Raw genomic sequence first — 14188 nt, forward strand, 5'->3', positions numbered from 1 at the left:
CGGTTCAATGCGCCTCTGCTGTGATGGTGCTGAGGAAGCGCCGCGCCCGTTCGCTGCCTGGATTGGCGATCAGCGCGCGAGGCTCCCGGTCTTCCACGATCTTGCCTTCGTCCATGAAGATCATTCGCGTGCCGACATCGGCGGCGAAGCGAATTTCATGCGTGACGACTAGCATTGTGCGACCCTCGCGAGCAAGATCGCGCATGACGCCGAGTACTTCGCCTACGGTTTCCGGGTCGAGCGCCGAGGTTGGCTCATCGAAGAGCAGGATATGCGGCTCGGCGCAAAGTGCACGCGCGATCGCCACGCGCTGCTGCTCACCGCCCGACATCTGCGCCGGGTAGGCATTCATCCGGTGGGATAGACGCACCCGCTCAAACAGCGCTTTTGCCCGTGCTTCCACCGTCTTCCGGTCCTGCTTGTGCACGACGACCGAGGCGAGCACGACATTTTCCAACGCCGTCAGATGCGGATAGAGATTGAAGTGCTGAAAGATCATGCCGATGCGACGACGAACAGCCGTTATCGCCCCGCGTTCATGCGCCAGAACCGGCTTGCCTTCGAAGCGGAGCTCCCCGCCCTGGATATCTTCAAGCCCGTTGACGCAACGCAGCAGCGTCGATTTGCCCGTGCCGGAGGGGCCGATAAAGCAGACGATCTCACCCGGCTGCACCTGCATCGAAATACCGTCGAGAATGGTGCGCTTTCCGAACCGCTTCACCACGCCGTCAAATTCCAGGACTGCCTGCGTCATTGTCCGCCTCCCGCGAGCAAGGGCTTCGTTCCGACGTTGTAGCGCCGCTCAAGCACGCCTCCCGCCAACGAAATTCCATAGTTGATGAGGAAATAAAGGACGCCGAGCATCAATAGTGGCGCGAAGCCTCCGCCGGTACTTTCGCGCACCAGAAGACCGGTCTTGGTCAATTCGACATAGCCGATGATCGAGGCAAGCGAGGATTCCTTCAGCGTTGTGACATAGACACCGACCGAAGGCGGCAGCACGACCCGCAGCGCCTGCGGCCCGACGACATGTCGCATCGTCTGGCCAAAGGTCATGCCGGACGATTGCGCCGCTTCCCATTGACCGCGCCCGACGCTTTCAATCCCGGCGCGCATGACCTCCGACATCGTGGCAGTCGCGTGAAGCGCCAGTGCAAGGGTCGCGGCCGTGAAGGTCGAGATATCGATGCCGAACATCACCGGCAGTCCGAAATAGGCGAAGAACAGCACGATCAGGATCGGGATGGACCGGAAGAATTCGACGAAGATCAGCGCGAGTATTCTCAACGGCAGCCAGCGGGATGTTCGCGCCAGCGCCACGAGGCCACCGGCGACGGCACCAATCATCAGCGCCAGCCACGACAACCAGATCGTCAGTGCAGCCGCCTTCAGGAACAATGGCAGATAGGAAAACAGATCGTGGTTCATCGGCGCACACCATTATCCCTGAAGAGCATCCAGCCAATCGCGAGCCGAATGAGGTTTACCGTCTGGCAGAGAACCAGGTAGACGGCAGCAGCCACCAGGAGGGTCTCGAAGAAGCGGAAGGAGGTGGAACCGACCGTCTGCATCCACGAGGCTACATCCTCGACGGCAACCGCCGAAGCGAGCGAAGACGCAAGGATGACCGCGATCACCTGATTGCCCAGCGGTGCGTAGATGACCCGAAAGACCTGCGGCAGGATGATATGCCGGTAGGTCTGCACAGGGTTGAACCCTTGCGCCCGTGCCGCTTCGAACTGACCGTGGGCGATGGCGACAAGCCCGGCGCGGATGATCTCGGCCATATAGCCGGCGCTGTTCAGCGTCAGTCCGATCAGGGCAGCCGCGAAGGAGGAGAAGCGCAACCCCATGGCGGGAAGCGCGAAATAGACGATGTAGAGAATGACGAGAAGCGGCGTATTCCGCATGACCTCGATATAGGCGACCGCCACAAAGCGCGTTAGCCGGCTCTGGCTCCGGCGCATGATCGCCAGTCCGCAGCCAATGATGACGCTGAGGATGATCGCCAGAATCGACAGGTATAGTGTCGTGTAGGCGGCATCCCAGAGCAGCGGCAGATATTCGCGAATGCTGCGAAACTGGAGCGTATAATGCATGGTCCTCTCCGCCTGATCTCGTCGCGGGGTGGTGGAGCGGCCGAAGCCGCCCCAGCCGGATCAGTATTGCGCCTGTAACGACGGCTGATCGAAGCCGAACCACTTGTTGAACAGCGCCTTGTTGTCGCTGGAGGCGTTGAACTGGTCGACGAACAGATTGACGACCCGCAGCCAGTCGGCGTCGCCCGCGGGAACGCCGATGGCGATCTCGGCACGCGCCAGCGAACCGTCGACCTGGCGAAGCTTGCCGGCATTGTCGCTGATGGCCTTGCGGTTATAGAAATCGTCTTCCGCCATGGCATCGACCTGCCCGGACAAAAGGGCGCTGAGCTCATCAGCCTGTGTATTGAAGCGAACGATCTGGGCATTGGGCAGATGGGCCGGCACTGCCCGCTCCGCCGTACCGCCGCGTGAGATGGCAACCCGGATCTTGGCGGCATTGGCCTCTTCGATCGTCTTGTAGGGCGCGCTTTCCGACACGAGCAGCCGCATGTTGGTCACCACATAGGGGTTCGAAAAGGCAACCGATGTCGAGCGCTCGACGTTGCGGGTGAAATCGGCGATGGTCACGTCGACCTTGCCTGTCTGCAGCGAGGTCACACGGCTCGGAATATCGGTGACGACGAATTCCGGCTCGACCTTCAGGGCTGCCGCCAGCTTTTTCGCAATGTCGATGTCATAGCCGACAGGCACGCCGTCGGCGCCAACCGTCGAATAGGGCGGCAGGCTGCCGAGCACGGCAATGCGAAGCTTGCCGCTGGATAGAACCGACTGAAGAACGCTGCCGGATTCGGCATAAGCTGGCATGGAAATGGTCGCAGCGATGGCAAGACCACCGAGAAGACCAAGAAATGCGCGTTTCAAGAACATGGATGTACCCTCCCAAGGTAACAAGAATGAATGCTTCCGCCGCACGAATGCGGTAACGGTCATGCGTCGAAGGCGAGTTGGACTTTGAGCGTCTTCTCTGGGTGCCGTTCGATAAGCTCAAAGGCAGCCGCGGCATCGGCGGCGGCAAAGGTCTGCGTGATCATGGCAGCCGGCTTGAGCGCGCCGCTTTCCAGCCAGCCGACCACCTCTGGAATGAAACGGCGGTTAAGGCGGGAGCCGACGAGGCTCAGTTCCTTGCGGACGATTTCCTGCTGGCTGACATTGCAAGGAGCAGCCGAAAAGCCGAGCAATCCGATCCTGCCGGCTGGCGCCGCCACGCGGCAGGCCTCCTCCAGCAGCGCTGGGATGCCGGCACCGTCGATAACGACCGAAGGACCGAGCCCATCGAGCTCGCCGGCGACCATGTCCGCAACGGACATCTCCAGCGAGTTGAACGCGATGTCAGCGCCGAATTCGCGGGCACGCTCGAGACGCTGATCATCAATGTCGGCAATGATGCAGCGCGCGCCCTTCATCTTGGCAACCTGCAACACGGTCAAACCCACCGTGCCTGCGCCATAGATCAAGACCACGTCCTCTGGGCCACAGCCGGTGCGCGACAGCACGTTGGCGGCAACCGCCAGCGGCTCGGCAAGGGCGGCGATATCCAATCCGAGAGACGGCGAAACCTTTACCGCATTCTCCTCCGGCACCACGGCGACCGAGCGGAAGCCACCGTCGCGGTGCACACCGATCACCTGCAGATTGGCGCAGACATTCGAACGTCCGATACGGCAGGGATGGCACTTGCCACAGGAGATGACCGGATCGGCGACGACGCGGTCGCCGATCGCCAGACGCGAAACGCCGGCGCCGATCGCCTCCACTGTGCCGGCAAACTCATGACCGATGATACGGGGATAGACGACGAAGGGGTTCGAACCGTGCAGGATGTGGATGTCGGAGCCGCATATGCCAGCCCTGACAACCCGGATCGACACTTCGCCCGGCGCCAGTTCGGCAGAAGAATTATCGTCCTCCAGCGCCAGCCGATGAGGCGCGCGCACTGCTATCGCAACCATGTATCCTCCCTGCCCCAACCAACGAACCGACCTCTAAATGGATCGCCGCAATGAAGCTTGCATACTTGTATCCAAGAATACAGGAGGGCGCAAGATCAATTTTGCAAGAGATAACCAACCAGCAGGTTTGCTGTCATTGAAGCGACTTCAGCAATGACTTGACCTGCTCTCTCCAAGCTCTGTTTGCTTGAAGCTCGCTGGGGAAAAGTCCCGGCATAGCGAAGAAGGACACGGTTTCGTCGCCTGCCGCCATTTCCTCGGCCACCGCTTTCAACAGTTCCTTGGCACGAGGATCGTCGACAGTCTCGGCCTGCTTTAGATAAGCGATCCAAACCGCTGTCGCGAAAGCGAATTCGGCGGCATCCTCCCCTCCAGAAAGAGCATCGACCGCAGGCTGAAAGAGGCGCTGCGGCAGTTTCTGCGATCCATCCATGGCGATCTGTTGTGTGCGATGAGCGATGGCCGGATTGGCAAACCGTTCCACCAGCTGATCCATATAATGAGCGAGATCGATGCCCGGCACCGGATCAAGCGTGCGAACCGCCGCCTGCATATGCCGCCGGACAAGGGCGACGTTCTCCGGCACCGCCATGACGTCGCGGACGAATTCAAGCTTCTGCAATTGCCCGAGATAGGCGATCAGCGAGTGCGAACCGTTCAGCAGCCGCAGCTTCATCTTCTCGTAGGGCTCGACATTCTCAACGAAGAGCGCGCCGCCCGCTTCCCACGCCGGACGCTCTCCAACGAAATCATCCTCGATCACCCATTGCGAGAAGGTCTCGGCTTCGATCGACAGCCTGTCTTCCACGCCCAGCAGTTTTTCGGCTCGAACGCGCGTCTCTGCCGTTGCAGCCGGGACAATGCGGTCCACCATGCTGCACGGAAAGGACACGGTCTCGGATATCCATTCTGCCAGAGCGGGATCGCGCGCCGCCGCCATCTCGATCACGAGACGCCGGACGATGCGGCCATTGCTCGGCAGGTTGTCACAGCAAAGCACGGTGAAGGGCGGCAAGCCGGCAGCTCTCCGGCGGGCGAGCCCTTCCGTTAGATACCCAACCACGCTCACGGGACTGATCGGAGATTTCAGATCATGGGCGATGGCAGGATGGGCATGATCGAGTCCACCATTAACGGGGTCAATGCCATAGGCTTTCTCGCTGACGGTCAGCGTGACGATATGGATCGCCGGATCGGCAAGCCGCGCGAGAACTGTCTTCCCATCCTCGTTGGCTGCAAGCGCCTCGACAATCGAACCGACGACCCGGACGCTGTCGCCAGAGCGATCACGTGCAACGACACTATAAAGGCAATTCTGGGCCCGCATATCCTGCGCAATCTCCATCGAGCGCAGACTGACACCGACAATACCCCAGCTTCCAAACGCGTGCGCCAGCGCCGCATCGGTATAAATGGCCTGGTGCGCGCGATGAAAAGCACCGAGGCCGATGTGAACAATCCCCGGCTTCAGCGCCTGCCTATCGTAGGAGGGAGATTCAATCAGATCATGCAGTTGTGTCCGGGCGCTCAAGCGTTCCATCAGCGTACCAACCCATATTGGGGGTGAGACAGAGCCCGCTCGATGCCGCGCAACTCCGCGAGACCCTTCAACCGGCCGATAGCAGGGTAACCCGGCTGCGCGCCGCGTGCGACGTCGTCCAGAATTTCCTGTCCGTGGTCGGGCCGCATGAAGATCGTATGATCCGCACGCCCCTCGGCCTTGCGTCGCCGCTCTTCCGAAACGATCGCGGCGATCACCGCGACCATATCGGCGTTTCCTTCAAGATGCTCGTCTTCGAAGAAGGAGCCAGGCTGCGATGCCGTTTCGCGGCGAACATTGCGCAGATGGACGAAGTGAATGCGCGAGGCCAGCCGCGAGATCATTGCCGGGAGATCATTGTCCCCGCGCGCACCGAGCGACCCCGTGCAGAAGGTGACGCCGTTGGCGGGGCTGTCGACCGCCTTCAATATGTGGGCGTAGTCCGCCTCGCTCGAGAGAATGCGCGGCAGGCCGAGAAGCGGCCACGGCGGATCGTCTCCATGAGCGCAAAGCCGCATGCCCAGCTTTTCGGCAACCGGCACCACCTCGGACAGGAAATCGACCAGATGGCCACGAAGGCGTTCGGCATCAATGGCGCCATAGCGCGCAAGCTCGGTGCGCAGTTCCGCCAGCGTGTAGGCTTCCGCCTGCCCGGGAAGGCCAGCGCCGATGCTGCGGGAAAGAACAAGACGCCGTTCCTCCGGCATCTCGGCAAAGCGCCGCGCGGCCGCCTCGACCAAGTCCGGAGAATAATCAGCTGCCGCATCCGGCCGCTGGAGAAGATGTAGATCGAAGGCGACGAAATCGACGAGATCGAAGCGCATGGCCTTGGCGCCGCTCGGCGTCGGCCAGTGCAGATCCGTACGTGTCCAGTCGAGGACGGGCATGAAATTGTAGCAGACCGTCGAGATCCCGGCTTCAGCCAGGCGGCGCAGCGTCTCCGCCCATGCCTTCACATGCGCCTTCCAGTCGCCGGACATGGTCTTGATGCTTTCGGAGATTGGGATGCTCTCGACCAGTTCCCATTCCAATCCGCCCTGGCGAACCTCTTCCTGGCGCTTACGAATTTCCTCTAGCGGCCAGGCAACACCGGTCGGGATATGATGGAGAGAGCTGACGATACCGTCAGCGCCGGCCTGAACCGCGTCCTTGACGCTGACCTTGTCGACCGGCCCAAACCATCTCCACGTATGTCTCATCCTGACTTTCCTTTGAAAACCAACGCCACCAGATCCGGCGATATTCGCTCTCGATTCAAATACACTACCATGGTAATATGTCAATTAAGCAGGGAGTGAGCGTATCCGTGCACATGTGATAGAAGCGCTCTGCCCGTATCGGAGAACAGCCTTGGCCCAGACCGAAAAACAATCGACAACCCTGCTTGCGATCGATCCGAAGCTGCCGATGGCACCGCAGATCTATGGCAGCATTCGCCAGTCGATCCTCGATCTCCGCCTAACGCCCAAGCAAGCCTTGAGTGAAAAGGAACTGGCCCTCATGCTCGGCGTCAGCCGCACGCCTGTTCGCGAAGCGCTGATCAAACTTTCCGAGGACGGGCTGGTCGATATCTTCCCCCAACGCGGCACATTCGTCGCGCCGATCCGCGTTGCGGAAGTTCTGGAGGCGCAATTCATCCGCGAGGCGTTGGAGGTCTCCGTCGTCGGGCGCGTTGCCGAGATATCCGATCCCGCCATCATAGCCCGCCTGCAGGAGAGCCTGGCGCGGCAGAAGCGCGCTGTCGACAATGGTGACCTGGATGGATTCCTAGCGGAAGACGAGAATTTCCATTTCATCCTGTCCGCCTCCGTCAATCTGACGCGGGCCTGGAAGGTTATCCAGAACGTCAAAGGCCAGCTTGATCGCGTGCGCGTTCTGAGCCTGCCGGAGCCCGGTCACCTGGCCGAACTCTACGAGCAGCATCAGGCGATCGTCACCTCGATTAAATCCGGTAATGCGGCGGCGGCCAAGAAGCACATGACCAAGCATCTCCAACAGGTCTTCCGCACCATTGATAAGCTGCTGGCACGGAGGCCTGAGATCTTCTTCGATTGATCGGTAGTGCGACAAAAACGTCGCGGCGTTAGCTCGAAATCTGCTTGGTCGTGGCGGGATGATTGGCTATGGTTGCCGGACGGCCCTCACGCGGAGGCGTGATGCGCCGTATATCATTCGACGGCGGAGGCCGTCTCAAGCACAACATCGCTATAGATCAAGGAGCTCCGGCTCTGCCGACCGCTTTGCGGATCGGATGCGGGCGCTCCGTCAGAGGAGGCAGGAATGGATTATCGCAAGCTCGGCCCTAGCGGGGCTGTCGTCACGGCATATTGCCTTGGCACCATGACCTTCGGTGCCGAGGCGGACGAAACCGCATCCCACAGATTGCTGGACGATTATTTCGCCTGGGGCGGCAATTTCATCGATACCGCCGACGTCTACAGCGCCGGCAAGTCGGAGGAGATCATCGGACGTTGGCTGAAGGCCCGGCCCAACGAGGCACGGCAGGCTGTCATCGCCACCAAGGGGCGCTTTCCGATGGGCAACGGCCCGAACGATATCGGCCTGTCACGCCGGCATCTCAATCAGGCATTGAACGACTCGCTGCGCCGGCTCGACGTCGACCATATCGACCTCTACCAGATGCATGCCTGGGATGCGCTGACCCCGATCGAGGAGACATTGCGCTTTCTCGACGACGCCGTTTCCGCCGGCAAGATCGGCTATTACGGCTTCTCCAACTATGTCGGCTGGCACATTGCCAAGGCCGTCGAAATCGCTAAGGCGCGCGGCTATACGCGGCCAGTTACGCTGCAGCCGCAATATAATCTGCTGGTCCGCGACATCGAGCTTGAGATCGTCGCGGCCTGCCAGGATGCGGGCATGGGCTTGCTGCCATGGTCGCCGCTTGGCGGCGGCTGGCTAACCGGCAAATACAAGCGCGACAACACACCGACCGGCGCTACCCGTCTCGGCGAGAACCCCAATCGGGGCAGTGAGTCCTATACGGCGCGCAATGCTCAGGATCGGACCTGGGCGATCATCACCACAGTCGAGGAGATCGCCAAGGCGCGGGACGTCAGCATGGCGCAGGTGGCGCTTGCCTGGACGGCGGCACGGCCGGCCGTGACCTCCGTGATCCTCGGCGCCCGCACACCGGAACAACTCGCCGACAATCTCGGCGCGGCGAAACTGGCGCTGTCGGAAGCTGAGATGGACAGGCTGAACGAGATCAGCGCACCGCAGCCGGCGGAATATCCCTACGGCACGGGCGGCACCAACCAGCGCCACCGCAAGATCGAAGGTGGCCGCTAAGATATGGCTTGTGGTTGAAGAATGGGGCGTTGCCGGCGAAGCTGTCGGCAGCGCCTCCTTGGCGTATCCATGATACTTGCCGAGCGGCTCGAAACATCATGGGCCGCTTTCGCCGATGTCGCGCGGAAGCTGCCGAGATTCCCTCCCCTATTACTGAGCCCGCTTCTCCGCGTCACGCTGAAACACGGCAAAAATTGCTTTGCCGATGAGCGAAGTCTCCGCTTCGATACACCGTTGGAGGACGAACGCTCTTGTCGCTTGAATTTGCTTGTCCAGCGGAGCGGCGGCGCTGGCAAATTCGGCAAGATGCGCTGCCAGGCGTGTCTCACCACTTTCAGCAAGGGTCGCCGCCCGTTCGGCCAGTTTATCCGCTCCACCCGCGAGCATGGCCAATTCGGATGCGAGTTCGGCCGTTCTTGCCGGTTTCAGATGAGCCGGGTTGCCATCGAACCACCCCGCGTAAAGATGGTAGATGCCACGGACGAGAAATTCAGGGCCATCGTATTTGGGCACCAAATAGGGCTTCGCTAGATATTCTGCCGGCACTGAGACCGAATGCAGAACCTCGTCAAGCGTCGCGCCTCGGTTCATGAGGTCAAGGGTGCCTGTCGTGAGATGCTCAAGGGCTTCGGCGCCATCCCGCAATAGTTGAAGTGCTCTAGCCTCGCCAAAAATGACAGGTCCGTGGCCGGGGATAAGGATAGCCGGTTTCAATTGTTCCATTCGGCGCAACGCTGTCGCCCAGTCTGGCGCGTATCGCTGAACCTTGCGCGGGTTGCCGGCATTGGGGAAAACCCAGATCACGAAATCGCCGCTGGCGAGGACGCGCTTTTCTGGCAGCCATACGAAGGTAGCGTCGTCCGTCTCTCCGCGTCCGTGGCAGAGCTCAATCCGCTCTCCACCGATCGTCAGCGCGAGAGTATCATCGTAAACCAGATCAGGGCGTCGCTGACCGATGGGGTAGACGTAGCCCGGCATATCGAACTGCTGACCCTGGACGATACTGCTGAAGCCATGTGATGCTTCGTAGCGCTCCAGCCGGCGCAGCACGTTTCGGTGAGCAATCACTCGAGGTCGGGGAGCACCTCTTCTATCAGCTTCCTCATCGATCACCTTGATGCCACTGGTGTGGTCGATATGTCCATGCGTGTAGATCACAGTATGGATCGGGCTGTTGTCCCAGCTCCGGATCACGGCGAGCGTCCGTTCGGCAGATTCGGGCTTTGCCGTGTCTATTAAGACGAGCCCTTCGGCGGTACGGATCGCGGTGACGCTCCCACAAAAATATGTCGTGTGAACGGTGATGATGTTGTCGGCAACGGTGGTAATCGCGCCCCCAGACACGGCCTCTGTCCACTCTTCCATTTTGGCGGTGCCGTTCCAAAGCCGTTCGAACAACGCTTCCTGTGTCATTGGGCCATCCTCCATCGCAGATGTTCACTCTATGTTCATTGCCGAAAAAGCCGGGGAATGCAACTGTCAAGGTTCCGGTAAACACTTCCCGGATAGTCGATAAGTGTCGCCTTCGTGGTGACCGTTCACCCGATAGTATCGATAAACCCACGATAGTTCTTGCACCCTCATCCGCGCAGGCGCTATCCATAATGACGGGAGAGGCCAACGAATACGGGGTCGCCAGCATTGCGGCTTGAAGGTGAGATCAGAGAATGACGAGACCCGTGATCGGCGTCATCGGGAACGCCCGCCTTGTGGAGAGCCGCTTCGCCGCCCAGCTTGTTGGAGACAACAATTTGCGGGCCATAACCGAAGTTGCCGGTGCCCTGCCGTTGATGTTTGCCGGCAGTCCGAGCCTCACCGACATTCCGGATCTGTTGGATACGGTCAACGGCGTGCTGCTGACGGGCGCCAGGGCCAATGTTCATCCTAGCCACTTCAACACCGAGCCCCATCCCAAGCATGAGCCGTATGACGAGGATCGCGATGCCGTGGCGATGCCGCTGATCAGGGCCTGCGTCGAGCGCGGCTTGCCCGTCTTCGGCATATGCCGCGGCTTTCAGGAGATGAATGTGGCGGCCGGCGGCTCGCTGCACCCAGAAATTCGCGAATTGCCCGGACGCATGAACCACCGGATGCCACGTTTGGAGAATGGAGAAATCCATCCTGATCTGGAGGTGGTTTTTGCCGATCGCCACGATGTTCGGCTTGTGCCGGGCGGAACCTTCGCACGCATCTTCGGCCGGGATGTGATCCGCGTGAACTCGCTGCATGGACAAGGTGTCCTCGAGCTTGGCGAACAGGTAGTAGCGGAGGGGATTGCCGAGGATGGCACAATCGAGGCGATCCGCTTCAAGGACGCTCGGGAATTTGCACTCGGCGTGCAATGGCACGCCGAGCATGATCCGCAAACCAATCCCGTGAACCGCGCCCTATTCCAGGCGTTCGGGGACGCGGTGAGACGGCACAAGAACAGCCGTTAGCTAGCCTCGTGAAATCAGATCATATAAGTCAGGTAAGCGGCGGATTTAACTTAGCAAATCCTTCCTGATTCCTATAAGGGAAATATGGATAGGGCGACAGCGCCGCGCTCACTTTATCGAGCTTGCCAACCTGCTCTTTCGACAACGACCAGCCGACGGCTCCGAGGTTCTGCCGAAGCTGCTCCTCGTTCCGCGCGCCGATGATGACGCTTGAAACGGTCGGGCGACCTATGAGCCAATTGATGGCGATCTGCGGCACGGTTTTGCCGGTCTCGGCTGCGATTTCGTGAAGCACCTCGACAATATCGAAGAGCTTTTCATCATCCACCGGCGGGCCAAAGCTAGCCGTTTCGTGCAGCCGGCTTTTCTCCGGAAGAGGTTGGCCACGGCGGATTTTGCCGGTCAACCGCCCCCAGGCAAGCGGGCTCCAGACGAGCGCACCGACATTCTGATCGGCGGCAAGCGGCATCAACTCCCATTCATAGTCGCGGCCCGCAAGCGAGTAGTAGACTTGGTGGGCGACATAGCGGGGATAGGCATGTTTCTCCGAGACGGCCAGCGACTTCATCAGTTCCCAGCCGGCGAAATTGGAAGCGCCGACATAGCGGAGCTTGCCCGCTTTCACGAGACCATCGAGTGTGGAAAGCACCTCCTCTATCGGCGTTGAGGCATCAAAAGCATGCAATTGCAGCAGATCGATATATTCGGTTCCGAGACGGCGCAGGGCGTCGTCCACGGATCTGATCAGCCGGGAGCGCGACGTGCCCCAATCGGCTGGCCCGTCGCCGGTCGGAAGCGCTGTCTTGGTCGAGATCAGAACGGCATCGCGACGGCCCCGGATCGCCTGACCCAGCACGTCCTCCGATGCGCCGGCGGAATAGACATCCGCCGTATCGAAGAGATTGACGCCCGCCTCCAGGCAGATATCGACAAGACGGCGTGCTTCTACCGCATCAGTCGTCCCCCAGGCACCAAACAGCGGACCGCTGCCACCGAAGGTGCCGGCTCCAAAGCTCAAGACCGGCACCCGAAGGCCGGATGCGCCGAGATTTCTATATTCCATGGCTCTGTCTCCTGTTGTTCCAACTGAGATAGACGCTCCACCCAACGTGATATAGATTGCCCATAAGAAACTCATTTATGATTTGAATTCATCATGAGCCGTCAGGACATTAATCGCTCCGGCGAGATGGAAGTCTTCGTGCGCGCCATCGAGCTCGGTGGTTTCACCGCCGCAGCGGCGGCCTGCCGCATGACACCCTCCGCCGTCAGCAAATTGGTCGCCCGTCTTGAAGCGCGGCTTGGCGCGCGGCTGATTAATCGCTCGACACGAAAGCTGCAACTGACACCGGAGGGATGCGCCTTTTATGAGCGCAGCATAGCGATCCTTGCCGACATCGCCGAGGCCGAGCGTTATGCCTCGGCGGGCGAACAGGCTGCCGGACCCATCCACATCAATACCAGCGGCTCCTTCGGCAACCATGTGCTGGCGCCGCTCATTCCGTCTTTCATGGCGCTATACCCTGCCGTCTCGCTCGAGATTGTTCATACCGACAGGGTCGTGGACTTAATGGAGGAACGTGCCGACGTTGCGATCCGCACCGGTCCGCTCAAGAACTCCAGCCTGACCGCCCGCAAACTCGGCACGACCCGCAAGATCATCGTCGCCTCGTCGGACTACCTCCGGCGTCATGGAACGCCCAAATCAATCGACGAACTCCAGAAGCACTGCCGCATCGGCTTTGCCTATGCGCGCGCCATGGAGGGTTGGCCTATGCAAAACGCCGGCAAGACAATAACGGTTCCCGTTACGCCGGGCCTGCAGGTCGGCGATGGCGAAGCCATGCGCCATCTGGCGCTCGCGGGCGCCTGCCTGGCGCGGCTTCCCGTTTTCACGGTCAAAGCCGATATCGAGGCCGGCCGGCTGGCACCGGTGCTTGAAAACATCAACCCCGGCGATGGCGAGGAATTCTATGCCGTCCATATCGGCCAGGGCGGCCCGCTTCCGGCGCGCGTGCGGGCGGTTCTGGATTTCCTGCACGACAATGTCAGGCTGTGAAGAGCCTGCTTGGCTTACGGCGCATTCAGAGCGCCGGCTGCTTGGTCTTGCGCAAATAGGGTAGCACGGTATCGAACGAACCAAAGCGAGTGACAGCATCCTCGTTGGATACGGCTGCGGTGATGATGACATCCTCACCCTGCTGCCAGTTCGCCGGCGTGGCGACCTGGTGCTTTGCCGTCAGCTGGATGGAGTCGATGGCGCGCAGGATTTCGTTGAAGTTGCGGCCCGTCGTCATCGGATAGGTGAGGATCAGCTTGATCTTCTTGTCCGGCCCGATGACGAAGACCGAACGCACCGTAGCATTGTCGGCAGGCGTGCGTCCTTCAGAGCTTTCGCCAGCGCCGGCCGGCAGCATGTCATACAACTTGGCAACCTTGAGATCCTTGTCGCCGATCAGTGGATATTCGACATCGAAACCGGTGGCAGTCTTAATGTCGCCCTTCCATTTGGCATGGCTTTCGACCGGATCGACGGAAATGCCGATGACCTTGACGCCGCGTTTCGCAAACTCCTGCTCAAGACCTGCCATAGCCCCGAGTTCAGTCGTGCAGACCGGCGTGAAGTTCTTGGGGTGCGAGAACAGCACCGCCCAGCCGCCGCCTATCCAGTCATGGAACTGGATAGGTCCCTGTGACGTGTCTGCGGTAAAATCCGGTGCGATATCGTTGATACGCAGGCTCATGATCGGTCCTCCAAATATAGGGCAGTCGCTGTCAAATGATCGGCGACACATATTGGGCAAAAGAAATCCGCCGCAGAATGACGATGAATGCTTTCAAAGAAAA

14 protein-coding genes are annotated in these 14188 nt (G+C 60.3%); 4 read left to right on the forward strand and 10 right to left on the reverse strand.

Translation table 11 applies throughout. The features are described 5' to 3' along the window. Positions 1-4: 4 nt before the first annotated feature. From HB780_RS07945 to uxuA, 7 genes are all read right to left on the reverse strand, one after another. Positions 5-754, reverse strand: a complete 750-nt coding sequence (locus HB780_RS07945; RefSeq protein WP_047458008.1) for an amino acid ABC transporter ATP-binding protein — start codon at positions 752-754, stop codon at positions 5-7. Then, positions 751-1428 (reverse strand): amino acid ABC transporter permease, encoded by a 678-nt coding sequence (locus HB780_RS07950; protein ID WP_183689476.1) that lies wholly within the window; start codon positions 1426-1428, stop codon positions 751-753. The genes HB780_RS07945 and HB780_RS07950 overlap by 4 nt, the downstream gene beginning before the upstream one ends. After that, on the reverse strand, positions 1425-2099 hold the full coding sequence (locus tag HB780_RS07955; RefSeq protein WP_183689477.1) for an amino acid ABC transporter permease: 675 nt from the start codon (positions 2097-2099) through the stop codon (positions 1425-1427). Before HB780_RS07955 ends, HB780_RS07950 begins: the two co-directional genes overlap by 4 nt. Positions 2100-2159: 60 nt before the next feature. After that, complete coding sequence (locus HB780_RS07960; RefSeq protein WP_183689478.1) at positions 2160-2969, reverse strand: transporter substrate-binding domain-containing protein; 810 nt, start codon at positions 2967-2969, stop codon at positions 2160-2162. A gap of 59 nt (positions 2970-3028) precedes the next feature. Then, positions 3029-4051: a Zn-dependent oxidoreductase gene (locus HB780_RS07965; protein ID WP_183689479.1), complete on the reverse strand. Its 1023-nt coding sequence runs from the start codon at positions 4049-4051 to the stop codon at positions 3029-3031. A gap of 133 nt (positions 4052-4184) precedes the next feature. Continuing rightward, a complete protein-coding gene (locus HB780_RS07970; protein ID WP_435693880.1) occupies positions 4185-5594 on the reverse strand; it encodes a mannitol dehydrogenase family protein in 1410 nt (469 codons plus the stop codon). Next, the gene (gene uxuA, locus HB780_RS07975; protein WP_183689481.1) at positions 5591-6790 is read right to left on the reverse strand and encodes a mannonate dehydratase; all 1200 of its coding nucleotides are present in this window, start codon (positions 6788-6790) and stop codon (positions 5591-5593) included. Before uxuA ends, HB780_RS07970 begins: the two co-directional genes overlap by 4 nt. Before the next feature lie 151 nt (positions 6791-6941). Between uxuA and HB780_RS07980 the strand changes: the two genes are divergently transcribed. Both HB780_RS07980 and HB780_RS07985 read left to right on the forward strand, forming a co-directional pair. Then, positions 6942-7646: a GntR family transcriptional regulator gene (locus HB780_RS07980; RefSeq protein WP_183689482.1), complete on the forward strand. Its 705-nt coding sequence runs from the start codon at positions 6942-6944 to the stop codon at positions 7644-7646. A 225-nt stretch (positions 7647-7871) separates the two neighbouring features. Next, positions 7872-8903, forward strand: a complete 1032-nt coding sequence (locus HB780_RS07985) for an aldo/keto reductase (RefSeq protein WP_183689483.1) — start codon at positions 7872-7874, stop codon at positions 8901-8903. 150 nt (positions 8904-9053) lie between these two features. On the opposite strand, the gene HB780_RS07990 is transcribed toward HB780_RS07985, so the two are convergent. Continuing rightward, positions 9054-10316 carry an alkyl sulfatase dimerization domain-containing protein gene (locus HB780_RS07990; protein WP_183689484.1) on the reverse strand — a complete coding sequence of 421 codons (1263 nt, stop codon included), beginning with the start codon at positions 10314-10316 and terminating at the stop codon, positions 9054-9056. A 254-nt stretch (positions 10317-10570) separates the two neighbouring features. Here HB780_RS07990 and HB780_RS07995 point away from each other — a divergent pair, with 254 nt between their 5' ends. Next, positions 10571-11341: a gamma-glutamyl-gamma-aminobutyrate hydrolase family protein gene (locus HB780_RS07995; protein WP_183689485.1), complete on the forward strand. Its 771-nt coding sequence runs from the start codon at positions 10571-10573 to the stop codon at positions 11339-11341. Between the two features lie 28 nt (positions 11342-11369). Here HB780_RS07995 and HB780_RS08000 read toward each other — a convergent pair whose 3' ends face one another. Next, positions 11370-12404 carry an aldo/keto reductase gene (locus HB780_RS08000; protein ID WP_183689486.1) on the reverse strand — a complete coding sequence of 345 codons (1035 nt, stop codon included), beginning with the start codon at positions 12402-12404 and terminating at the stop codon, positions 11370-11372. Positions 12405-12497: 93 nt separating this feature from the next. Between HB780_RS08000 and HB780_RS08005 the strand changes: the two genes are divergently transcribed. Continuing rightward, positions 12498-13400, forward strand: coding sequence for a LysR family transcriptional regulator (locus HB780_RS08005; RefSeq protein ID WP_183689487.1), 903 nt, complete (start codon positions 12498-12500; stop codon positions 13398-13400). A 25-nt stretch (positions 13401-13425) separates the two neighbouring features. Here the strand turns inward: HB780_RS08005 and HB780_RS08010 are convergent, their stop codons facing one another. Then, positions 13426-14085, reverse strand: coding sequence for a peroxiredoxin (locus HB780_RS08010; protein WP_183689488.1), 660 nt, complete (start codon positions 14083-14085; stop codon positions 13426-13428). Positions 14086-14188 lie beyond the last annotated feature (103 nt).

Origin of the sequence: Rhizobium lusitanum (assembly GCF_014189535.1) — a bacterium.
In the GTDB taxonomy this organism is placed as follows: domain Bacteria; phylum Pseudomonadota; class Alphaproteobacteria; order Rhizobiales; family Rhizobiaceae; genus Rhizobium; species Rhizobium lusitanum_C.